Origin of the sequence: Synechocystis sp. CACIAM 05, assembly GCF_010222815.1 — a bacterium.
GTDB lineage: Bacteria > Cyanobacteriota > Cyanobacteriia > Cyanobacteriales > Microcystaceae > Synechocystis.
This window is the reverse complement of record NZ_CP019225.1, coordinates 924,504-941,255: the sequence shown is the minus strand read 5'-3', so window position 1 is coordinate 941,255 and position 16,752 is coordinate 924,504. Positions and strand designations below refer to the sequence as shown.

The following is a 16,752-nucleotide window of genomic DNA, read 5'->3' as shown; positions in this document are numbered from 1 at the left end:
TTTTGCCATGCTTAGCCTGCTCTTAATCCTGCCAGTTATCGGAGCTTTGATTATTGGCTTTTTTCCGGGCAATATACCAGCCAAACAACTTAGACAAATCACCGAAGTATTCGCTGTTTTGACCCTGGTGTGGTCATTGCTAGTTTTGTTTAAGTTCGATGTTACAGATCCCCAGTTTCAATTCCAGGAGTATTTGCCTTGGATTCCCCAGCTTGGTTTGAACTATAGCCTTGCCATTGATGGATTATCTCTGCCCCTCGTAATTCTTAATAACCTGTTGACAGGGGTGGCGATTTATAGCATTGGGCCTAACGTGAACAGATCAAGACTTTACTATGGGTTGATCTTGCTAATTAATGCCGGTATTTCCGGTGCCCTATTAGCCCAAAATCTACTTCTATTCATCGTCTTCTACGAACTAGAATTAATTCCCTTCTACTTAATGATTGCCATTTGGGGTGGGGAAAAACGGGGTTATGCCTCCATGAAGTTTCTGCTCTACACTGCCTTTTCTGGTTTGTTGGTGTTAGCAGCCTTTCTCGGCATGAGTTTACTAAGTGGTAGCCATTCCTTTGATTACAATCCAGAAATTACCCAGACCTTTACCGAGTCAGCCCAAACCATTCTGTTGATTCTGATTTTGTTGGGTTTTGGCATCAAGATTCCCCTGGTTCCCCTACACACTTGGTTACCCGATGCCTACACGGAAGCTTCCCCAGCCACGGCCATTCTATTGGGGGGCATTTTGGCCAAACTAGGAACCTACGGTATTATCCGCTTTGGTCTGCAACTATTTCCCCAAACCTGGGCCCAGTTTGCCCCGGTGTTAGCTATTATTGGTACAGTTACTGTACTATACGGAGCCCTCTCGGCGATCGCCCAAAAAGACATCAAACGTATGGTGGCCTATAGTTCTATTGGGCACATGGGTTACATCCTTGTCGCTGCCGCCGCTGGCACTGAATTGAGCGTTCTGGGAGCAGTGGCCCAAATGGTTAGCCACGGTTTAATCCTTGCCCTACTATTCCATCTAGTCGGCATTGTTGAACGCAAAGCTGGCACCAGGGATCTAGATGTACTGAATGGTTTAATGAATCCCATCCGGGGTTTACCCCTCACCAGCGCTCTATTAATTACCGGGGGCATGGCCAGCGCTGGTATTCCTGGTTTGGTGGGGTTTGCAGCGGAATTCATCGTTTTCCAAGGCAGTTTTTCCACTTTTCCCATTCCTACCCTACTTTGCATTTTGGCTTCGGGTTTGACAGCGGTCTATTTCGTCATTCTTCTAAACCGCACCTGTTTTGGCAAGCTCGATAATCAACGGGCCTACTATCCCAAAGTATTAGCTTCAGAGATGGTACCAGCCCTAGTATTAACTGCCATTATTTTCTTCCTCGGTGTTCAGCCAAATTATTTAGTACATTGGACTCAGACCACCACCAATGAAATGATTGCCCAACTCCCCCATGGCACCCCCGTAGTCGAGCAATTAGCCCAAGGGGTAACTTTGCCATAACTTTAACGACGTTGCCATTGCCCATTGAATTTAGTGCAGTTTATTTTTCTCGGTGAATCTTAAATGACTACCCTGACCCAAAAAGCTATCTTACCCCCCTCCACCCATCCTTTTGCCGACGTTATCCATCGCCTCGAAGCCGGTGGCTCTATGTTGCCGGACACTCCGGAAAACCTGATGCAGATCATAGGCATTTACAAGGCCTATGCTGTGCCCATGGATTTTTACTGGCGAGATCTGCTCTACATTGCGGAACGGGTATTTCTCAATCCCTTGCGTTTCTTTAAATATTTTCTACCCCAAGAATATTTAGACCTTGCTAACCACTATGCCGGGGAGACTGCCGATCTGAGAATCTGGCGGGGAGAAGCCTCTGCCCACCCGGAGTTGCTGGAGTTTATGGAAAAAGGCAACACCACCAAAATGCCTAAACTGTTCCATCACCTCTGGCATGACCGCATCAACATGGAGTTTGCAGAGGCATGTATGCAAGCAATGCTATGGCATGGCCGGGACATGGGCATGGGGAAATTTGATGCCTACCTAGATAGTGACGAATATAAAGCCAACGCAGATAAAGCGATTCGAGCTTACTTTAAGGGCAATCCCCCGATGTTGGCGTTATATAAACTTTTCCCTGATTTATTTTTAGAACAGGTCAGAGAACTATCCTACTACTCAAATTTGGGGCTTTTTTGGGAAGTAATGGCCCCCGTATTTTTTGAAATGTCCGACATTTACGATGAGGGCGGTTTTAAAGGAGTTCCCGATGCCATGAACTTCTTAGTTAACGGTATTTTTGCCATTGCTGGCCGCCCCATTTATCACCATGTTTATATTGATGGCGAATGTTTAGAAATTATTCCCAAATCTAAGGGTTTTACCTGGCTTTATGAAGCGGCACTACCCTATGTGGAAGCTGTTTTTTACCGCACTGCACCATTCCGAGGGACCAAATCCTATAATGCCCAGGCCAAACAGGTGCCAGAAGAACAAAAGGATTTCCACTATGGTATTTTGTATGCCGATGTATTCCCCGTTGGTACTGCGGGCATTCCCCCCACGCTGTTGATGGATGATATGTTGCACTTTTTGCCACCATATTTAATCGAGTATTATCAAAAACATTGCCGGGGCGAGGACGATATGTTGGTGCAGTTGGGGATCACTTTCCAGCGTTCAATGTACAATGTTACCTCAGCAGTCATCCAGGCTTTGCGGACGGCATTGTTATATCCCCTAGATGATCCGAACCCCCGGCATTTGGCTAAGAATCGGCAATTTTTTGAAGCTCAAATAGACCGATTTCTTCGTCCTGAAGCCCGCTTGAAAGATATTCAAAGCGATAGTTATCGTTAATTTGATAGCTGGTCTAGTCAAAATGGTGACGAACATTTAGATTAGGATGAATTGTCTATAAATCCTTTGTTATTGCCGTCGTCTTAAACTTAGCCCGACTAGTCATAACGATTACTAGAATCAGTTTTTTGACAGCTTCCCTTCCGTTTGACTGACTAATTCAATTAAATCCATGCCTAACATTGTTGAAATTGCGGTGTCTGACGAGCGATTCTCCACCTTGGTGACCGCTGTCACTGCGGCCAATTTGGTTGACGTGTTGCAAAGCCCTGGGCCCTTTACGGTTTTCGCTCCCACGGATACGGCCTTTGCCAAACTCCCCCCCGGTACCATTACCACCCTGGTACAAAATATTCCCCAATTGGCCCGGATTTTAACCTACCACGTGGTTGCCGGGACGTTTACCCAAGCTGATTTATGTCGCCTATCAACTGTTGATTCAGTAGAGGGCTCCCCGATCGCCATCGACTGTACGGAGGGGTTTGAAGTGAAAAATGCCACGGTAATCATCCCCGATATCGAAGCGGACAACGGCATTATCCATGTGATTGACAACGTGATTTTAATGGGATAGGCATGGTGTGCGACCTGTTCAAAACCTTTAGCCCAGGGGAGGATACCTTGGTATTCCAACTGCGGAGCTAATGGACTAGGATGGAAAATAGTGATCCCAGCGGTAATGCTGTTGGTAGGAGCCATCTGTGAACAACTTTTCCCCTAAATTTGTTACCGTCAACCAATCAGGCCTGGGCTGTGGCTTGACTGTCCTTGCCGTGGCCCTGCTCCTCAGTGCCATTGGTCTGAAATGGGTTGTCAATGGCATTGCTCTGTTGATTTTGCTATTGTTTCTGGCACCAACGGTGGGCTTTTTTGTATTCCGCTGGTGGCTAAAGAGAAAACTGGTGGATGGAGACTGTCCTGTTTGTCAGTATCACTTCACTGGTTTTGACGGTCAGCCATGCCGATGCCCCAGTTGCGGGGAAGAGTTGGAAGTGAGCCATGGACAATTTACCCGTCCCACTCCCCCTGGAACTATTGATGTACAAGCGGTCGATGTATCAATTAAAGCACTAGATGAGTCCTGAGTGTTGCCCTAATGTATTCCAGCAAAATTTTCACTGTCGTTCCGATAGCCAATGGGCGATCGCCGGAGGCAGATCCCGTTGCACTTTACCACTGACATACATGCCAATATGACCCACGGGGAAAGATTGGACGGTGTAGTCACAGTTTTCCGGCAAATAGTCCCCCAAAGCTAGGGAAGAAGCAGGGGCCACCAAGTGGTCTTTTTCCGCATATAAATTCAATATGGGCATGGTCAAATTATGCAGATCCACCAGGCGATCGCCAATCATCACTTCCCCTTTGATCAATTTATTTTGTTGATAAAAATCCTTGAGGAATTGACGGTAAGTTTCCCCCGCTTGATCAGGACTATCAAAAATCCATTTTTCCATGCGTAGAAAGTTTAATAATTTCGCTTCATCCCCCATAATATCGGGCACATCAAGATACTTTTGGTAACCTAATTGCAGGGGTTTAAGCATGAGAAATTCTAGGTTAAGATAATCCCCTGGAATATTGCCCATGGCATCCACCATTAAGTCAATATCCACTGCTTCGGCTCCCAAGGTACAGCCTCCCCGAGCGTTCAATAAAGTACCGGGTTGTTCAAAGTCCACCGGAGCAACCATCACCACTAAATTTTTAACCTTATCCGGGAATAGAGAAGCGTAACACAGGCTAAATGTGCCCCCCTGACAAACTCCTAACAACGTAATTTTTTCTTGCTGGGAGCGTTGACAAATAATATCGACACAGTTGTTCAAATATCCAGACAAATAATCTTCTAGGGTCAACCAACGATCGCCCCGGGAAGGATAACCCCAATCAATTAAATACACATCCAAACCCAGCTTGAGCAAATTAGCCACCAGGGAACGGCCTTCTTGCAAGTCCACCATGTAGGGGCGATTCACCAGGGCGTAAACAATTAAAACCGGTACGGGTAAGGGATTTTCCACCACTGGTTGAAAACGGTAAAGAATGACCTTATCTTCCTGGTAAACTGCCTCTTTGGGGGTAAAACCCACCTGGATATCATCTTCATTCAAACCCTGCAAATTTTCCAAGCCGGAGAGAAATTTTTCAGTAAAATCTAGCGTTTCATGAAGATTTTCTTCTAACCCCACCTGAGCAAAAAAAGGCAACATAATTTTTAACCAATGAACGATAAAAAATAGTAAAAACATTGATGGTGAATTAACTATCCATCGGAGCTGAACAAAAATGTCCAGAATCCAAAAGCTCGAAATGCAGTGGGACTAAATCCAATAAAGTAACTTTTAGCCTGGGTTTGCTTCTGTTTCTCCCAATCGTTTTTTCAAATTTTTAACTTCTTTCCGTAACTGATAAATGGTTTGATGAATTTCATCCACCTCCGAGCGGGTAGGGAGGTTCAGCATTTTTAACCATGCTTCTAGAATCTCTTGTTGCTGAATGCGATAACGGTTCAAGGCATTGATGAATTTGCCCCGTACTTTCAGATTTTTTTCCTCACAAAAAGCTTCTTCAAACACTTGGTCAGCGGCGATCGCCCACCGTTGCTGGAACTCCTTCCAGGTTTTAACGGGTTTATCTTCCTTAGCCCGGGCCAGTAAATCTTCCATCAAAGCAGCAAAGCCCCGGTATTGAATATCTGCTTCCAGTAATTGATAGTCGGCCATGGCCTGGTATAACTTAACCCAATCGTCAAAGGCCCGCAATAATTTGCCATTCATTTCCCGACTGGGGCCCAACAACGGCGATCGCATAAAACTGCTCAGGTTTTTGTTGTAGAGGGCATCACCGTAGAGATTATTTAAATCTAACCAAGCATGGATGTCCCCGGTGGGTAATTTGCCCAGGGGGGCGACGCTACTCTGCCAGGTGGAGAGCCAGAGTTGAGAAAATCTTTGTACTTCCTTGATGTAACACTGCCATAAACCATCCATGTCCCCTTGGAGAGCTTGGGTGGTGGCGGTATATTGCTCAATTTGGGTTTGTAGCTGTTTTAGGTAGCCCTGCACTGCCCCTGGCGCCGAACCATTATCCAATTTAGGCCACAGGCTTTGCCAAGCTTCAAAAGAAAGCTTAAGTAACTCTCCATAAAACTGCTGGGATTGGAGGAACTGTTGGGGCAAAGACTCAAAGGACTGGGGAGCCGAGCCCATCATGGCACCGGCCCCGCCCTTGGCCATGAGGTCAAACCAATTCTTCCAAGCCTGGCTACTGGACTCCAGCCAAAACTGACTGAGGGGAGTCATGAGTTCTGTCCAGGTTTTATTTGTCGATTCCATGGTCAAAATCCACCTTACTACTGGCCGCTACCTGAATTATGGCTCAGCTTTTTGGGGTGGCAAGTGTTGCTCTGGAAGATTTGTCATGGGAAGGGAGAATTCCAGCCGAATCTAACCTTGACCGCCGAACTGCCGCTGATAAACTTCGTCTTCTTTTTCGGTGATAATTTTCAAATCTGAGCGGGGATAGGCCACACAAAGTAGAGCATATCCCTCAGCCTGGAGTTCTGCTGAAACTCCCATGCCGTCAGCTTGCTCCACTGTGCCTTCGGTGATTAACGCCGCACAGGTAGTGCAAACTCCAGCGCCACAGGAAGTAGGTAGTTGTATCCCCTCATCATCCGCCGCTTGGAGCACCGTTTTATCCTCGGGAACGGAGATGGTATAGGTCTGACCCTGGTGTTGGATTTCGGCGGTGTAGGTGTTAACCATGGCAAAGCGGTAATAATAAAAGAATTAATGGGATTTTTGGCCAATGAACACTCTAGCAAGTTTTGGATAGGCTGTTAACCAACCTGAGGAGTATCAACCTGGCCACCATTGTTGCCACGGTAGCGGGTCAGAAAAATAATTTTTCCTTGGCGATCGCCTGGGGGAAGACCGAATCCGGGCCATGACGAACCCAGGTTAAAATCAGGGCATAATCTGCGTAACTCTTTTTAAATCAACAAGGAATTTTCTATGGCATCTAACAGTACGGCAGACGGGAAAGATCGTTTTTTCAGTGCTTTGATTTATGTGATTCCCCTCATTGATGCATTCATGTTTGGTGGCTTTTTATTGCAACAATTTCCTGTTTTACAGATAATTTACTTGCCCATCATGCCCCTGTTGCAATTCTATTATCAGTTTCCCTTTGCCTCTTTTATCATCTTTATTGTGCTGTTTATGGCGGTGGTGAGAAACAACAATATCTCCCACTTTATCCGCTTCAATGCTATGCAAGCCATCCTAATTGGCATTCTCCTATCCTTGTTTGGCTTAATCGTTGCCTACGTGATCCAGCCAGTGTTTGGCCAGGGACTAGTTACCGAAACCCTCTACAATTTTGCTTTCCTTGGGGCCTTAGCCTGTGGATTTTTTGGCATCATTCAATCGGTGCTGGGACGCTACGCAGAAATTCCCACCATTTCCGATGCTGCTTATTCCCAGGTGCGCTTTTAGTTACCCAAATTGATCGATCCTGCATCTGACTAACTTGATTAACTGGAGCCATTTTTCCTGACCATGTCTGATAGTCGTTTAAATCTGGTGGCGATCGCCATTTTCCTAATGATGATGTCTGCCCTGGTGGGGCCGATAGTGCACCTTTCTCCGGCTATTCCAGCAGCGGCGACCTTGGGGATTTTGGGCATAATCACAGCGGATCAAATTAGTTGGCAGGGCAAGGGCACAGACTTTTTTGTCGGTCTCTTCCAAACCAAAGCGGAAAAAGAGAGGATTTTGTGCCATGAAGCAGGGCATTTCTTGGTGGCCCATTGCTTACAAATTCCCATCACCGACTATAGTCTCAGTCCCTGGGAAGTTCTGCGCCAGGGAGCCGGGGGAATGGCGGGCATCCAATTTGATACGACCAATCTAGAAAATCAGTGTCGGGATTGGCACCTCCGTCCCCAAGCTCTGGAACGTTGGGCTACGGTTTGGATGGCGGGCATTGCCGCAGAAAAAATTATCTATGGTGAATCCCAGGGAGGAAACGGCGATCGCCAACAGCTACGCCAAGCTTTTCGTCGGGCAGGACTGCCAGAAATTAAACTACAGCAAAAGGAAAGTTGGGCTTTTCTCCAAGCTAAAAACCTGCTGGAACAACACCGCCAAGCCCATGGTCAGTTGCAACAAGCCCTGGCCCAACGGCGATCGGTAGAAGAATGTCGCCATCTTCTCGCCCAATATCTAGGAGAGCCTGCTGTTGGTTCCAATTGACTGTTTGAATTAACTCAATTCAGTTGAAGTGAACTTTTTGAACGACCATCGTCCACTTACATCCGGGGAGCAATTTCAGGAGATACCATTGGGGCAATCATCTCTAGACTATGGTGTTGGTGTCGGCCTGTTATCATACTATTGTTGGCAGTCAGCACAATCGTTGAAAATAGTTTAAGTGCTTTTGTCTTTTTCCTCCGACACCACTGGCTGCATTAGCCTTGGTCAGCAAGAATTCTTTCCCTAACACTCGCTAACTATCATGAAATTTAACACGGAATGCTTACCCGATGTTATCAACAAAATTGAGAGTGACCGCGAAAGAATTAGGCTAAAGAAAATTATTTACGGTCTGACCAACAAAGTTTGGGAAAACGATCCGAAGGTTGTGGGCAGTTGCTCCACTTACACACTACTAGTGAACTTAGTTAAAGTCCAACCAGAGATCAAACGTTTGGTGTCGGACATGTATAACCTGATTGAAAGCCTGAATCGAAAGGAAGCCTATGTGCCGATCGCCAAAAACTTGCTAGATATTATCGCTCCCATTTATGGCATTACCTCCGATAGCATCAGCCAATCATTGTTAGAAAACCTATTAGACGAAAAAGAAGAAGAAAAAAAACGTCAGCGGAAAACCTGTCTTAACTTACTGGAAGTAGTGGTCAAGGATGAAATTTATAACGAACTGCAAAAACTACCCGTCAACGTTGCCAAATTTGTCAGCATTGCCGAGGTGGCTAGCTATACACTAAATCGCTTGCCCCCCATGTATGTGGCCAGTGAAGAAGGAAAAGCATTTCAGATGCAACGAGTTGAACAGATGCGAGGGGAGATTCGCACTGCTGTGCTAAGGGGAATTGGCGCAATTATGCGGGACCCTCTAAAAAAATCTACCCCTCTAAATATCGATGAAATAGACTCCTTTAGTACAGCCCATTCCATTCTGATAGAACTAGAAGAATTTGCCCGTAACATTGGCGTTGCCCAAGACAAAGTTAGCCTAGATGAACTTTCTAGCAAAATTCGGCGGGGGGTGAGGGACTACCATGCCGCCTTATTAGACTTAGAACAAGTGCTCGATGTTTATGGCATTGCCTATGAAAAAATAACCGCTAAAAACTTAGCCTCTGTAGTGCGCAAAATTTTGCGACAAATCGAAAAAAATCAACGGGATGGGCGGCATACAACTCACACAGATAATGATGCAACCTACTTACAAAGACGTCGGCAGGAGTCCCTAGATGCCCAACAAACTTCTATTATAGAGTTTACCGACAATGATCAAGATAATGGTGATGAAACCTTTGCTGATTCCATTCGTGACTGGTACAGCTTTTAGCTGATTAAAAATCTATTTGAAAGCCTTGTAATTATTGATTTTCCTGGCAGCTTTTTCAAGCCGTCACCACCGGCTCGCTTAGTTCAAAGAATTTATCAAAATTCCGCCTTAGCCAAGTTAAGCAAGTTTGATTAAACTTATTTGGGCACTCGTCATGTAAACAGTGGCCGACTCCAGGCCAAAGTTGAAATTCAATTTTTTTGTTCAACAGGGCAAATTGCTGGCCATATCGACAGGGGATAAACCGATCGCCATCTCCCCAAAGCAACAATATGGGTAAATCCAGGGTAGGCAATAACTCCTTCACCGACGGCGCAAAGTGGGACTGACGCACAGAGCTAAACAATTGCCGAAAAGCAACCTCTGCCCCCAAATCCTGGGGAGGAGAACAAATAATTTGCACCAATTCCTCTTCAAACCGGTCTAGATCAAGCTGTTCCTGCCGCAAACCATAGGCCAAACCGGCCCAACGCTTGATAATCGGGGGACGACGAACAAACTTGAATAGGCCATTGAGTAACCAAGGAGGGGAAAAAGCGCTTTCCACCTTTTCAATCCAAGGTCTTAAAAAACCAGGGGCGGCCTGCTGACGAAGAGAAACGTCCGGCAAACTTGCCATAATTAATCCGGCCACTAGGGTTGGACTTTCTGCTGCCATAGTTAACGCCACCAGGGAACCAATGGAATTTCCCACTAACACGGTGGGACAGCCAATTATTTCCCGACAGAAATCCCGCACCTGGTCTGCCCAGGAGTAAGCACTGTAACGTTCGTCAGCTTTGCGGGAACCACCAAAACCAAGCAAATCAATGGCGTAAACGCTGGTGTGTTGAGCAAAAAACGACATGTTGTAACGCCAATGCTCGATCGCCGCCCCAAAACCATGGATAAGCAACAGGGGAGGTAAACCAGTGGGCTCAATAGGGTGACGAAAACTATACCGAATTTCCCAACCCCGCCAACTCCATTCCCGCTGACAACCAATGCGTTCATCCCATCGTTTTATTCCTTGCCTATCCTGGGATTGGGTGGTCAGAATATCACCGGTCAATTGTTTTCACCATCGTAATTGAGCTTGAAATGGATAGGAGCGCAAAAATCATCAATGCCTTGCTCCAAAACATAGGCCACCACCAGGGGCGCTAACAGGGGATGACAGACTTTGCGTTCGCTAAGGTGATTGACCACTGTACTGATGTTATTGTCTTTTAATGCCGCCGGAAAACCCCCCTCACAAATGGCTACTCGGCATCTTTTGGCCAAACCCTCTAGCCAATCATTGCGATCGGGCTGTTGCCCAACTTGAATGCCCAGGGTTAGGGCCGCATCTTCTAAATTACCTTCACAATCCTCGATAGTATCCAGCGCCTGCATTGCCTCCGGACAATGGGCAAGTTGGTCACGGTAACGGGCGATCGCCTGGGAGGTAATGGTGGTCATCGGCTTTTCAATTATGGTCCAGCAAAATTGCATTCTAGCGGCCAATAGTCCGGGCGCAACAGCGAGGAAAGTGGGGAAAAAGCAACTTTTGCAAAAGAGGGTAAATCAGTTATGATGAGAAATTGTGAGTTTTTACTATGACCATGAACGCCCAAGCCATAATCAATTCCATTGAGGCAGAGTTTCTCAAAGAAGACCTGCCCACCATCCATGTCGGTGACACCATCAAGGTTGGGGTCAAGATTGTCGAAGGTGGTAAAGAACGGATCCAACCCTACGAAGGCACCGTCATTGCTAAACGCAACGGCGGCATCAGCGAAACCATTACCGTACGGAAAATTTTCCAAGGTGTTGGTGTGGAAAGGGTTTTCCTGCTCCATTCTCCCCGGGTTGCCAGCATCAAAGTGTTGCGCCGCGGTAAGGTTCGTCGGGCCAAACTTTACTATCTCCGGGATCGGGTTGGTAAAGCTACCCGCATCAAGCAGCGGTTCGACCGGGCTCTGTAGTCAGCGAAACCGTGATCTCCAACACCAATGGCGATCGCCATCGATGGGAATTGGCAACAAATTAGGGTATGATGGTGCCAGAGTGCAGACTCCAGGGCTAACCTTAGCCCAGACTATGCGTCCTTAGTTCAGTTGGTAGAACGCAGGTCTCCAAAACCTGATGTCGGGGGTTCAAGTCCTCCAGGGCGCGTTGACCACCAATTACCTCGCCAACGATTGTTACGCAATTATTCGACTTTGCGTTCGGTGATATTCCAGATTTTCTCATTAGCTATAACGATTTGGGAGGCAAGAAAAACCTGTGGTTAAGAAGGAAGCGGTCAGAACCGACAGTACCGAAGACAATTCCGTGGACAATGTCCAGGCCCGGAGCAACTTCATTGCGGCCACCAAAGATGAGTTGGCAAAAGTGGTTTGGCCCTCCCGTCAACAGCTAATCAGCGAATCCGTAGCCGTGATTTTGATGGTCATCTTGGTTTCGACGGTTATCTACTTCGTTGATCAAATCTTTGGCTGGATTACCAAACAACCTTTCCTTTTCGGTTAACGAACTCAGTGGAGCCAAGGGGTCGGTAAATTACTGCCCAATAAGCTTTGACTTTCTTTCAATAGCTGATGAGAAACTTCTAGTCAAGCTTCCTGTTAAGTTATCTAAGTAAAATAAAATTTTTATTTCTCAGCTACGCCCTCGATATTTTTTATTTTTTCGATCCTGTTGAAGTTTTAGAAATTCTAAATCCCCAACACTCACTCCGCCCAGTCTTGCTCAAACTTGAGCTTGGATTGCCGGCAATCCCCCCAGTCAATATTCCTCGTACATGTTGTCATGAGCTTCACTGACGATCAATCTCCGGTCGCGGAACAAAACAAAAAAACACCCTCCGAAGGCCATTGGTTTGCCGTACAGGTAGCCTCTGGCTGTGAAAAGCGGGTTAAGTTAAACCTTGAGCAGAGGATTCACACCTTGGACGTGGCCGATCGCATCCTCCAGGTGGAAATTCCCAAAACTCCCATCGTAAAAATCCGCAAAGACGGGGCAAGGGTGCAGGGGGAAGAGAAAATTTTCCCTGGCTACGTGCTCATCCGCATGATTATGGACGATGACGCTTGGCAGGTGGTAAAAAATACCCCCCACGTGATCAACTTCGTCGGCTCTGAGCAGAAGCGTCACTATGGTCGGGGGCGGGGCCACGTTTTACCCATGCCCCTCAGTCATGGGGAAGTGGAACGAATCTTCCGTCACGTGGATGAGCAGGAACCCGTGGTGAAAATCGATATGGAAATCGGTGATCACATCATGGTGCTCTCCGGCCCCTTTAAGGATTTTGAAGGGGACGTGATTGAAGTCAGTCCAGAAAGAAGTAAGCTAAAAGCCTTACTGTCCATTTTCGGTCGGGAAACCCCGGTGGAATTGGAATTTACCCAGGTGGAAAAACAGAATTAAACCCTTTAGTGGGAGATTGGAAGTAAATTCTCGCTCCCCGCGGTGGGTTTGATCGCCGTTAATTCACATCCTAATCACATTAACTTAGACATACATAAGCAATGGCCAAGAAAGTCGTCGCTCTGATTAAACTGGCCCTGCCCGCTGGCAAGGCTAACCCTGCTCCCCCCGTCGGTCCCGCCTTGGGTCAACATGGGGTTAACATCATGGCATTTTGCAAAGAGTACAATGCCAAAACCGCCGATAAGCCCGGGATGATTATTCCTGTGGAAATTTCGGTGTTTGAAGACCGTAGTTTTACCTTTATCCTCAAGACTCCCCCCGCTTCGGTGCTCATCCGTAAAGCGGCTGGGGTGGAAAAGGGATCTAGCGAACCGAATAAAAACAAAGTGGCTTCCATTACCCGGGAGCAACTGCGGGAAATCGCCCAAACCAAATTGCCCGATCTCAATGCCAACGACATTGACGCGGCCATGAATATTATTGAAGGCACTGCCCGCAATATGGGTATTACCGTCAACAGCTAATCATAGTTCACGGCTTGAGCCCATTAAGTTTTCTATTTATTTCGGGGAGAAGTTCCCTACTTCGCCAGTACCCAAGGAGTTACCAAATCCATGACTAAAAAGCTTTCAAAACGCATGCAGGCGGCGATCGCCAAGGTAGATGACAGCAAACTTTACAGCCCGTTAGAGGCCATGGAGTTGCTCAAGGAAACCGCCACTGCCAAATTTGATGAAACCGCGGAAGCCCACATCCGTCTGGGCATTGATCCCAAATACAGTGACCAACAAATTCGGACCACTGTTTCTTTACCCAAAGGAACAGGGCAAACAGTACGGGTGGCCGTGCTAGCCCGGGGGGAAAAGGTCAAGGAGGCCACCGATGCTGGGGCTGACATTGCCGGTTCTGAGGAATTGATTGAAGAAATTCAAAAGGGCATGATGGACTTTGACGTGCTCATTGCCACCCCTGATATGATGCCCAAAATTGCCCGGTTGGGTAAACAATTGGGGCCCCGGGGCCTCATGCCTTCTCCCAAGGGGGGAACGGTAACCGCAGACCTGGCAGCGGCGGTAAATGAATTTAAAGCCGGAAAATTAGAATTCCGTGCTGATCGTACGGGCATCGTTCATGTTATGTTTGGAAAGGCCTCTTTTTCCGCCGATGATTTATTGGCGAATTTAAAAGCGCTGCAAGAGACCATTGACCGCAATCGTCCTTCGGGGGCAAAGGGTCGTTTCTGGCGCACCGTATTTGTGTCCAGTTCCATGGGTCCTTCCATCCCTGTAGACATCAATGCTTTACGCGATCTGAAGTTTGAGGATAACTAAGCGACGACAATTTCCGAGTCATTTCTAGCCACTATTTATTTAACTGGCTATGCCAAAGACCGCAGGAGCAATTAGGGTTGCTTAATTAACCTGCCGAGGTTGAAGCCTGAATCAAGATTTGAGTTTGTTGGGGATTTGCTTCCTTGACAGCTTTTGATCCTCTGCTTCAGCCCCGGCGATCGCCAAGGGGCATTTTTATTGTGTGTTTAATGCTTGCTATCCCAACCCCAAGGAGGTGAAACCCGAATGGGAAGAACGAGAGAAAATAAAGCGACGGTAATCAGTGATGTTCAGGAGTTATTCCAGGACGCTCAAATGACGGTGATCATTGATTATCAAGGATTAACCGTTGCCGAAATTACCGATTTAAGAAACCGGCTCCGCCCCCTGGGTGGAACCTGTAAGATTGCCAAAAATACCCTTGTCCGTAGGGCATTGGCAGGGCAAGAAGCCTGGTCTCCCATGGAAGAATTTCTGACGGGAACCACCGCTATTCTTGTCTTGAAAGAAGACCTGGGCGGCGCAATTAAGGCTTACAAAAAATTCCAGAAAGATACCAAAAAAACCGAACTACGGGGTGGGGTATTAGAAGGAAAAAGCCTGACCCAAGCTGACGTGGAGGCGATCGGTGATTTGCCTTCCAAAGAGCAACTTATGGGTCAAATTGCCGGCGGCATCAATGCCCTGGCTACCAAGATTGCCCTGGGCATCAAAGAAGTTCCAGCTTCCGTGGCCCGTGGTCTCCAAGCCCATGTGGACAAAGAATAGGGTTGTTTTCACCCTGTTCACCCCAAAGTCATTTGTTTTTGGTTTGTCTAATCAGATTTAATCTACTTACCTATAGGAGTCATTTCTATGTCCGCTGCAACCGATCAAATTTTAGAACAGTTAAAAAGTCTTTCCTTGTTGGAAGCTTCCGAGTTAGTTAAACAAATCGAAGAAGCTTTTGGTGTTAGCGCCGCTGCCCCCGTTGGTGGCATGGTTATGGCCGCCGCTGCCGCTGCCCCCGCCGAAGCCGCTGAAGAAAAAACTGAATTCGACGTTATCCTCGAAGAAGTTCCTGCCGACAAGAAAATTGCTGTGCTGAAAGTTGTCCGCACCATCACCGGTTTGGGTCTGAAAGAAGCCAAAGAATTGGTGGAATCCACCCCCAAAGCCATCAAAGAAGCTACCGGTAAAGATGATGCTGAAGCCATCAAAAAACAAATCGAAGAAGCTGGTGGTAAAGCCGCTGTTAAATAATCGTTTGGCATATTTGCTATTTGCCTAATTATTTAGCCGGTCATTTGCTTTCTGTTCACTTTTTTTGGAAGCTAAATTATTAGACTCCAATTTCCAATAATTTCTTTTTCGGGCTAGGATATTTCCTTGGCCCGTTTATTTTTATCTATGCCTCGTTCCAAAAAATACCTAAAATAAGAGACTGGTCAGTCAGCATTGGTTATTTTATGGGCAACACGTTTGGCAGTTTATTTCGCATTACCACCTTCGGTGAGTCCCATGGGGGCGGCGTGGGGGTAATTATTGATGGTTGCCCTCCCCGATTGGAAATTTCCCCAGAGGAAATCCAAGTAGACCTAGACCGGCGGCGGCCAGGACAGAGCAAAATTACCACCCCCCGTAAGGAAGCAGATCAATGCGAAATTCTCTCTGGCGTGTTCGAGGGTAAAACTCTGGGTACACCGATCGCCATTTTGGTGCGAAATAAGGATGCCCGTTCCCAGGATTACAATGAGATGGCGGTGAAATATCGTCCTTCCCACGCCGATGCCACCTATGAAGCGAAATATGGCATTCGCAATTGGCAAGGAGGAGGTCGCTCTTCTGCTAGGGAAACCATTGGCCGGGTGGCCGCAGGGGCGATCGCCAAAAAGATTTTGGCCCAGTTTAACGGGGTGGAAATTGTCGCCTATGTGAAAAGTATCCAAGACATTGAAGCAACGGTGGATACCGACACAGTGACGTTGGAGCAAGTGGAAAGTAATATTGTCCGTTGTCCCGATGGGGAATGTGCCGAAAAAATGATTGAGCGCATCGACCAGGTGCTACGGCAAAAGGACTCCATTGGTGGGGTGGTGGAATGTGTGATCCGCAACGTCCCCAAAGGCTTAGGGGAACCGGTATTTGATAAGTTGGAAGCGGATTTGGCCAAGGCGATGATGTCCTTGCCTGCTACCAAAGGGTTTGAGTTTGGTTCTGGTTTTGCCGGTACTTTACTGACTGGTAGTCAACATAATGACGAATATTACCTGGACGAAACAGGGGAATGGCGCACCCGCACCAACCGTTCTGGGGGGGTTCAGGGAGGCATCAGCAACGGCGAACCCATTATTATGCGCATAGCATTTAAACCTACTGCCACCATTGGTCAAGAGCAAAAAACCGTTAGTAATATTGGGGAGGAAACTACTTTAGCGGCGAAAGGTCGCCATGATCCCTGCGTGTTACCCCGGGCTGTGCCCATGGTGGAAGCGATGGCTGCATTAGTACTTTGTGACCATTTGTTGCGATTCCAAGCCCAGTGTAAAACTTTATAAAACCCTAGGTTAG

At 47.1% G+C, this 16,752-nt stretch carries 21 protein-coding genes, 1 tRNA gene and 1 other annotated feature; of the genes, 17 read left to right on the top strand and 5 right to left on the bottom strand.

Annotated features, from left to right (window positions below; genetic code table 11):
- Window positions 1–7: 7 nt before the first annotated feature.
- The 4 genes from BWK47_RS04465 to cupAR all read left to right on the top strand — a co-directional run bounded on the left by BWK47_RS04465 (window position 8) and on the right by cupAR (window position 3,960).
- Window positions 8–1,516, top strand: a complete 1,509-nt coding sequence (locus BWK47_RS04465; RefSeq protein WP_162327713.1) for an NADH-quinone oxidoreductase subunit M — start codon at window positions 8–10, stop codon at window positions 1,514–1,516.
- 63 nt (window positions 1,517–1,579) lie between these two features.
- On the top strand, window positions 1,580–2,875 hold the full coding sequence (locus BWK47_RS04460; protein WP_162327712.1) for a CO2 hydration protein: 1,296 nt from the start codon (window positions 1,580–1,582) through the stop codon (window positions 2,873–2,875).
- A 172-nt stretch (window positions 2,876–3,047) separates the two neighbouring features.
- Complete coding sequence (locus tag BWK47_RS04455) at window positions 3,048–3,449, top strand: fasciclin domain-containing protein (protein WP_162327711.1); 402 nt, start codon at window positions 3,048–3,050, stop codon at window positions 3,447–3,449.
- Window positions 3,450–3,576: 127 nt separating this feature from the next.
- Complete coding sequence (gene cupAR, locus BWK47_RS04450) at window positions 3,577–3,960, top strand: CupA regulator CupAR (protein ID WP_162327710.1); 384 nt, start codon at window positions 3,577–3,579, stop codon at window positions 3,958–3,960.
- Between the two features lie 30 nt (window positions 3,961–3,990).
- Here cupAR and BWK47_RS04445 read toward each other — a convergent pair whose 3' ends face one another.
- The 3 genes from BWK47_RS04445 to BWK47_RS04435 all read right to left on the bottom strand — a co-directional run bounded on the left by BWK47_RS04445 (window position 3,991) and on the right by BWK47_RS04435 (window position 6,645).
- Window positions 3,991–5,088, bottom strand: coding sequence for a class III poly(R)-hydroxyalkanoic acid synthase subunit PhaC (locus BWK47_RS04445; RefSeq protein WP_237269814.1), 1,098 nt, complete (start codon window positions 5,086–5,088; stop codon window positions 3,991–3,993).
- 132 nt (window positions 5,089–5,220) lie between these two features.
- Complete coding sequence (gene phaE / locus BWK47_RS04440; protein ID WP_162327708.1) at window positions 5,221–6,213, bottom strand: class III poly(R)-hydroxyalkanoic acid synthase subunit PhaE; 993 nt, start codon at window positions 6,211–6,213, stop codon at window positions 5,221–5,223.
- 111 nt (window positions 6,214–6,324) lie between these two features.
- On the bottom strand, window positions 6,325–6,645 hold the full coding sequence (locus BWK47_RS04435) for a 2Fe-2S iron-sulfur cluster-binding protein (protein WP_162327707.1): 321 nt from the start codon (window positions 6,643–6,645) through the stop codon (window positions 6,325–6,327).
- Window positions 6,646–6,707: 62 nt separating this feature from the next.
- Here BWK47_RS04435 and BWK47_RS17235 point away from each other — a divergent pair, with 62 nt between their 5' ends.
- From BWK47_RS17235 to BWK47_RS04420, 4 genes are all read left to right on the top strand, one after another.
- Complete coding sequence (locus BWK47_RS17235; RefSeq protein WP_255345281.1) at window positions 6,708–6,830, top strand: hypothetical protein; 123 nt, start codon at window positions 6,708–6,710, stop codon at window positions 6,828–6,830.
- 64 nt (window positions 6,831–6,894) lie between these two features.
- Window positions 6,895–7,377 (top strand): Tic20 family protein, encoded by a 483-nt coding sequence (locus BWK47_RS04430; protein WP_162327706.1) that lies wholly within the window; start codon window positions 6,895–6,897, stop codon window positions 7,375–7,377.
- A gap of 63 nt (window positions 7,378–7,440) precedes the next feature.
- Window positions 7,441–8,136 (top strand): ATP-dependent Zn protease, encoded by a 696-nt coding sequence (locus BWK47_RS04425; protein ID WP_162327705.1) that lies wholly within the window; start codon window positions 7,441–7,443, stop codon window positions 8,134–8,136.
- A gap of 262 nt (window positions 8,137–8,398) precedes the next feature.
- A complete protein-coding gene (locus BWK47_RS04420) occupies window positions 8,399–9,478 on the top strand; it encodes a late competence development ComFB family protein (protein ID WP_162327704.1) in 1,080 nt (359 codons plus the stop codon).
- A gap of 55 nt (window positions 9,479–9,533) precedes the next feature.
- On the opposite strand, the gene BWK47_RS04415 is transcribed toward BWK47_RS04420, so the two are convergent.
- Window positions 9,534–10,529, bottom strand: coding sequence for an alpha/beta fold hydrolase (locus tag BWK47_RS04415; RefSeq protein WP_237269812.1), 996 nt, complete (start codon window positions 10,527–10,529; stop codon window positions 9,534–9,536).
- Entirely contained in the window at window positions 10,526–10,918 is a 393-nt protein-coding gene (locus BWK47_RS04410) for a hypothetical protein (RefSeq protein ID WP_020861559.1), read from the bottom strand. The genes BWK47_RS04415 and BWK47_RS04410 overlap by 4 nt, the downstream gene beginning before the upstream one ends.
- Before the next feature lie 137 nt (window positions 10,919–11,055).
- On the opposite strand from BWK47_RS04410, the gene rplS reads away from it, so the two are divergent.
- From rplS to aroC, 9 genes are all read left to right on the top strand, one after another.
- Window positions 11,056–11,424 (top strand): 50S ribosomal protein L19, encoded by a 369-nt coding sequence (gene rplS / locus BWK47_RS04405; protein WP_010872052.1) that lies wholly within the window; start codon window positions 11,056–11,058, stop codon window positions 11,422–11,424.
- Between the two features lie 117 nt (window positions 11,425–11,541).
- Window positions 11,542–11,614: transfer RNA gene (locus BWK47_RS04400), tRNA-Trp, on the top strand.
- Between the two features lie 111 nt (window positions 11,615–11,725).
- Window positions 11,726–11,971: a preprotein translocase subunit SecE gene (gene secE / locus BWK47_RS04395; protein WP_010872051.1), complete on the top strand. Its 246-nt coding sequence runs from the start codon at window positions 11,726–11,728 to the stop codon at window positions 11,969–11,971.
- A 279-nt stretch (window positions 11,972–12,250) separates the two neighbouring features.
- On the top strand, window positions 12,251–12,868 hold the full coding sequence (gene nusG / locus BWK47_RS04390) for a transcription termination/antitermination protein NusG (RefSeq protein WP_010872050.1): 618 nt from the start codon (window positions 12,251–12,253) through the stop codon (window positions 12,866–12,868).
- A gap of 101 nt (window positions 12,869–12,969) precedes the next feature.
- The gene (rplK, locus tag BWK47_RS04385) at window positions 12,970–13,395 is read left to right on the top strand and encodes a 50S ribosomal protein L11 (protein WP_010872049.1); all 426 of its coding nucleotides are present in this window, start codon (window positions 12,970–12,972) and stop codon (window positions 13,393–13,395) included.
- A 90-nt stretch (window positions 13,396–13,485) separates the two neighbouring features.
- Window positions 13,486–14,202, top strand: coding sequence for a 50S ribosomal protein L1 (rplA, locus tag BWK47_RS04380; protein ID WP_010872048.1), 717 nt, complete (start codon window positions 13,486–13,488; stop codon window positions 14,200–14,202).
- A gap of 34 nt (window positions 14,203–14,236) precedes the next feature.
- Window positions 14,237–14,408: a sequence feature (ribosomal protein L10 leader region), on the top strand.
- 40 nt (window positions 14,409–14,448) lie between these two features.
- Complete coding sequence (gene rplJ / locus BWK47_RS04375; protein WP_010872047.1) at window positions 14,449–14,970, top strand: 50S ribosomal protein L10; 522 nt, start codon at window positions 14,449–14,451, stop codon at window positions 14,968–14,970.
- Between the two features lie 87 nt (window positions 14,971–15,057).
- Window positions 15,058–15,444, top strand: coding sequence for a 50S ribosomal protein L7/L12 (gene rplL / locus BWK47_RS04370; protein WP_010872046.1), 387 nt, complete (start codon window positions 15,058–15,060; stop codon window positions 15,442–15,444).
- Window positions 15,445–15,650: 206 nt separating this feature from the next.
- Complete coding sequence (gene aroC, locus BWK47_RS04365; RefSeq protein WP_162327702.1) at window positions 15,651–16,739, top strand: chorismate synthase; 1,089 nt, start codon at window positions 15,651–15,653, stop codon at window positions 16,737–16,739.
- The last annotated feature ends 13 nt before the right edge of the window (window positions 16,740–16,752 follow it).

Bases quoted from the DNA above. Each gene is read 5' to 3' on its own strand.
- BWK47_RS04420 (WP_162327704.1), top strand. From the start codon at position 8,399: ATGAAATTTAACACGGAATGCTTACCCGATGTTATCAACAAAATTGAG.
- BWK47_RS04460 (WP_162327712.1), top strand. From the start codon at position 1,580: ATGACTACCCTGACCCAAAAAGCTATCTTACCCCCCTCCACCCATCCT.
- BWK47_RS04435 (WP_162327707.1), bottom strand. From the start codon at position 6,645: ATGGTTAACACCTACACCGCCGAAATCCAACACCAGGGTCAGACCTAT.
- rplA (WP_010872048.1), top strand. From the start codon at position 13,486: ATGACTAAAAAGCTTTCAAAACGCATGCAGGCGGCGATCGCCAAGGTA.
- BWK47_RS04455 (WP_162327711.1), top strand. From the start codon at position 3,048: ATGCCTAACATTGTTGAAATTGCGGTGTCTGACGAGCGATTCTCCACC.
- BWK47_RS04430 (WP_162327706.1), top strand. From the start codon at position 6,895: ATGGCATCTAACAGTACGGCAGACGGGAAAGATCGTTTTTTCAGTGCT.
- phaE (WP_162327708.1), bottom strand. From the start codon at position 6,213: ATGGAATCGACAAATAAAACCTGGACAGAACTCATGACTCCCCTCAGT.
- nusG (WP_010872050.1), top strand. From the start codon at position 12,251: ATGAGCTTCACTGACGATCAATCTCCGGTCGCGGAACAAAACAAAAAA.
- BWK47_RS04410 (WP_020861559.1), bottom strand. From the start codon at position 10,918: ATGACCACCATTACCTCCCAGGCGATCGCCCGTTACCGTGACCAACTT.
- rplL (WP_010872046.1), top strand. From the start codon at position 15,058: ATGTCCGCTGCAACCGATCAAATTTTAGAACAGTTAAAAAGTCTTTCC.
- aroC (WP_162327702.1), top strand. From the start codon at position 15,651: ATGGGCAACACGTTTGGCAGTTTATTTCGCATTACCACCTTCGGTGAG.
- rplJ (WP_010872047.1), top strand. From the start codon at position 14,449: ATGGGAAGAACGAGAGAAAATAAAGCGACGGTAATCAGTGATGTTCAG.
- BWK47_RS04465 (WP_162327713.1), top strand. From the start codon at position 8: ATGCTTAGCCTGCTCTTAATCCTGCCAGTTATCGGAGCTTTGATTATT.
- rplS (WP_010872052.1), top strand. From the start codon at position 11,056: ATGACCATGAACGCCCAAGCCATAATCAATTCCATTGAGGCAGAGTTT.
- BWK47_RS04445 (WP_237269814.1), bottom strand. From the start codon at position 5,088: ATGTTGCCTTTTTTTGCTCAGGTGGGGTTAGAAGAAAATCTTCATGAA.
- BWK47_RS04425 (WP_162327705.1), top strand. From the start codon at position 7,441: ATGTCTGATAGTCGTTTAAATCTGGTGGCGATCGCCATTTTCCTAATG.
- rplK (WP_010872049.1), top strand. From the start codon at position 12,970: ATGGCCAAGAAAGTCGTCGCTCTGATTAAACTGGCCCTGCCCGCTGGC.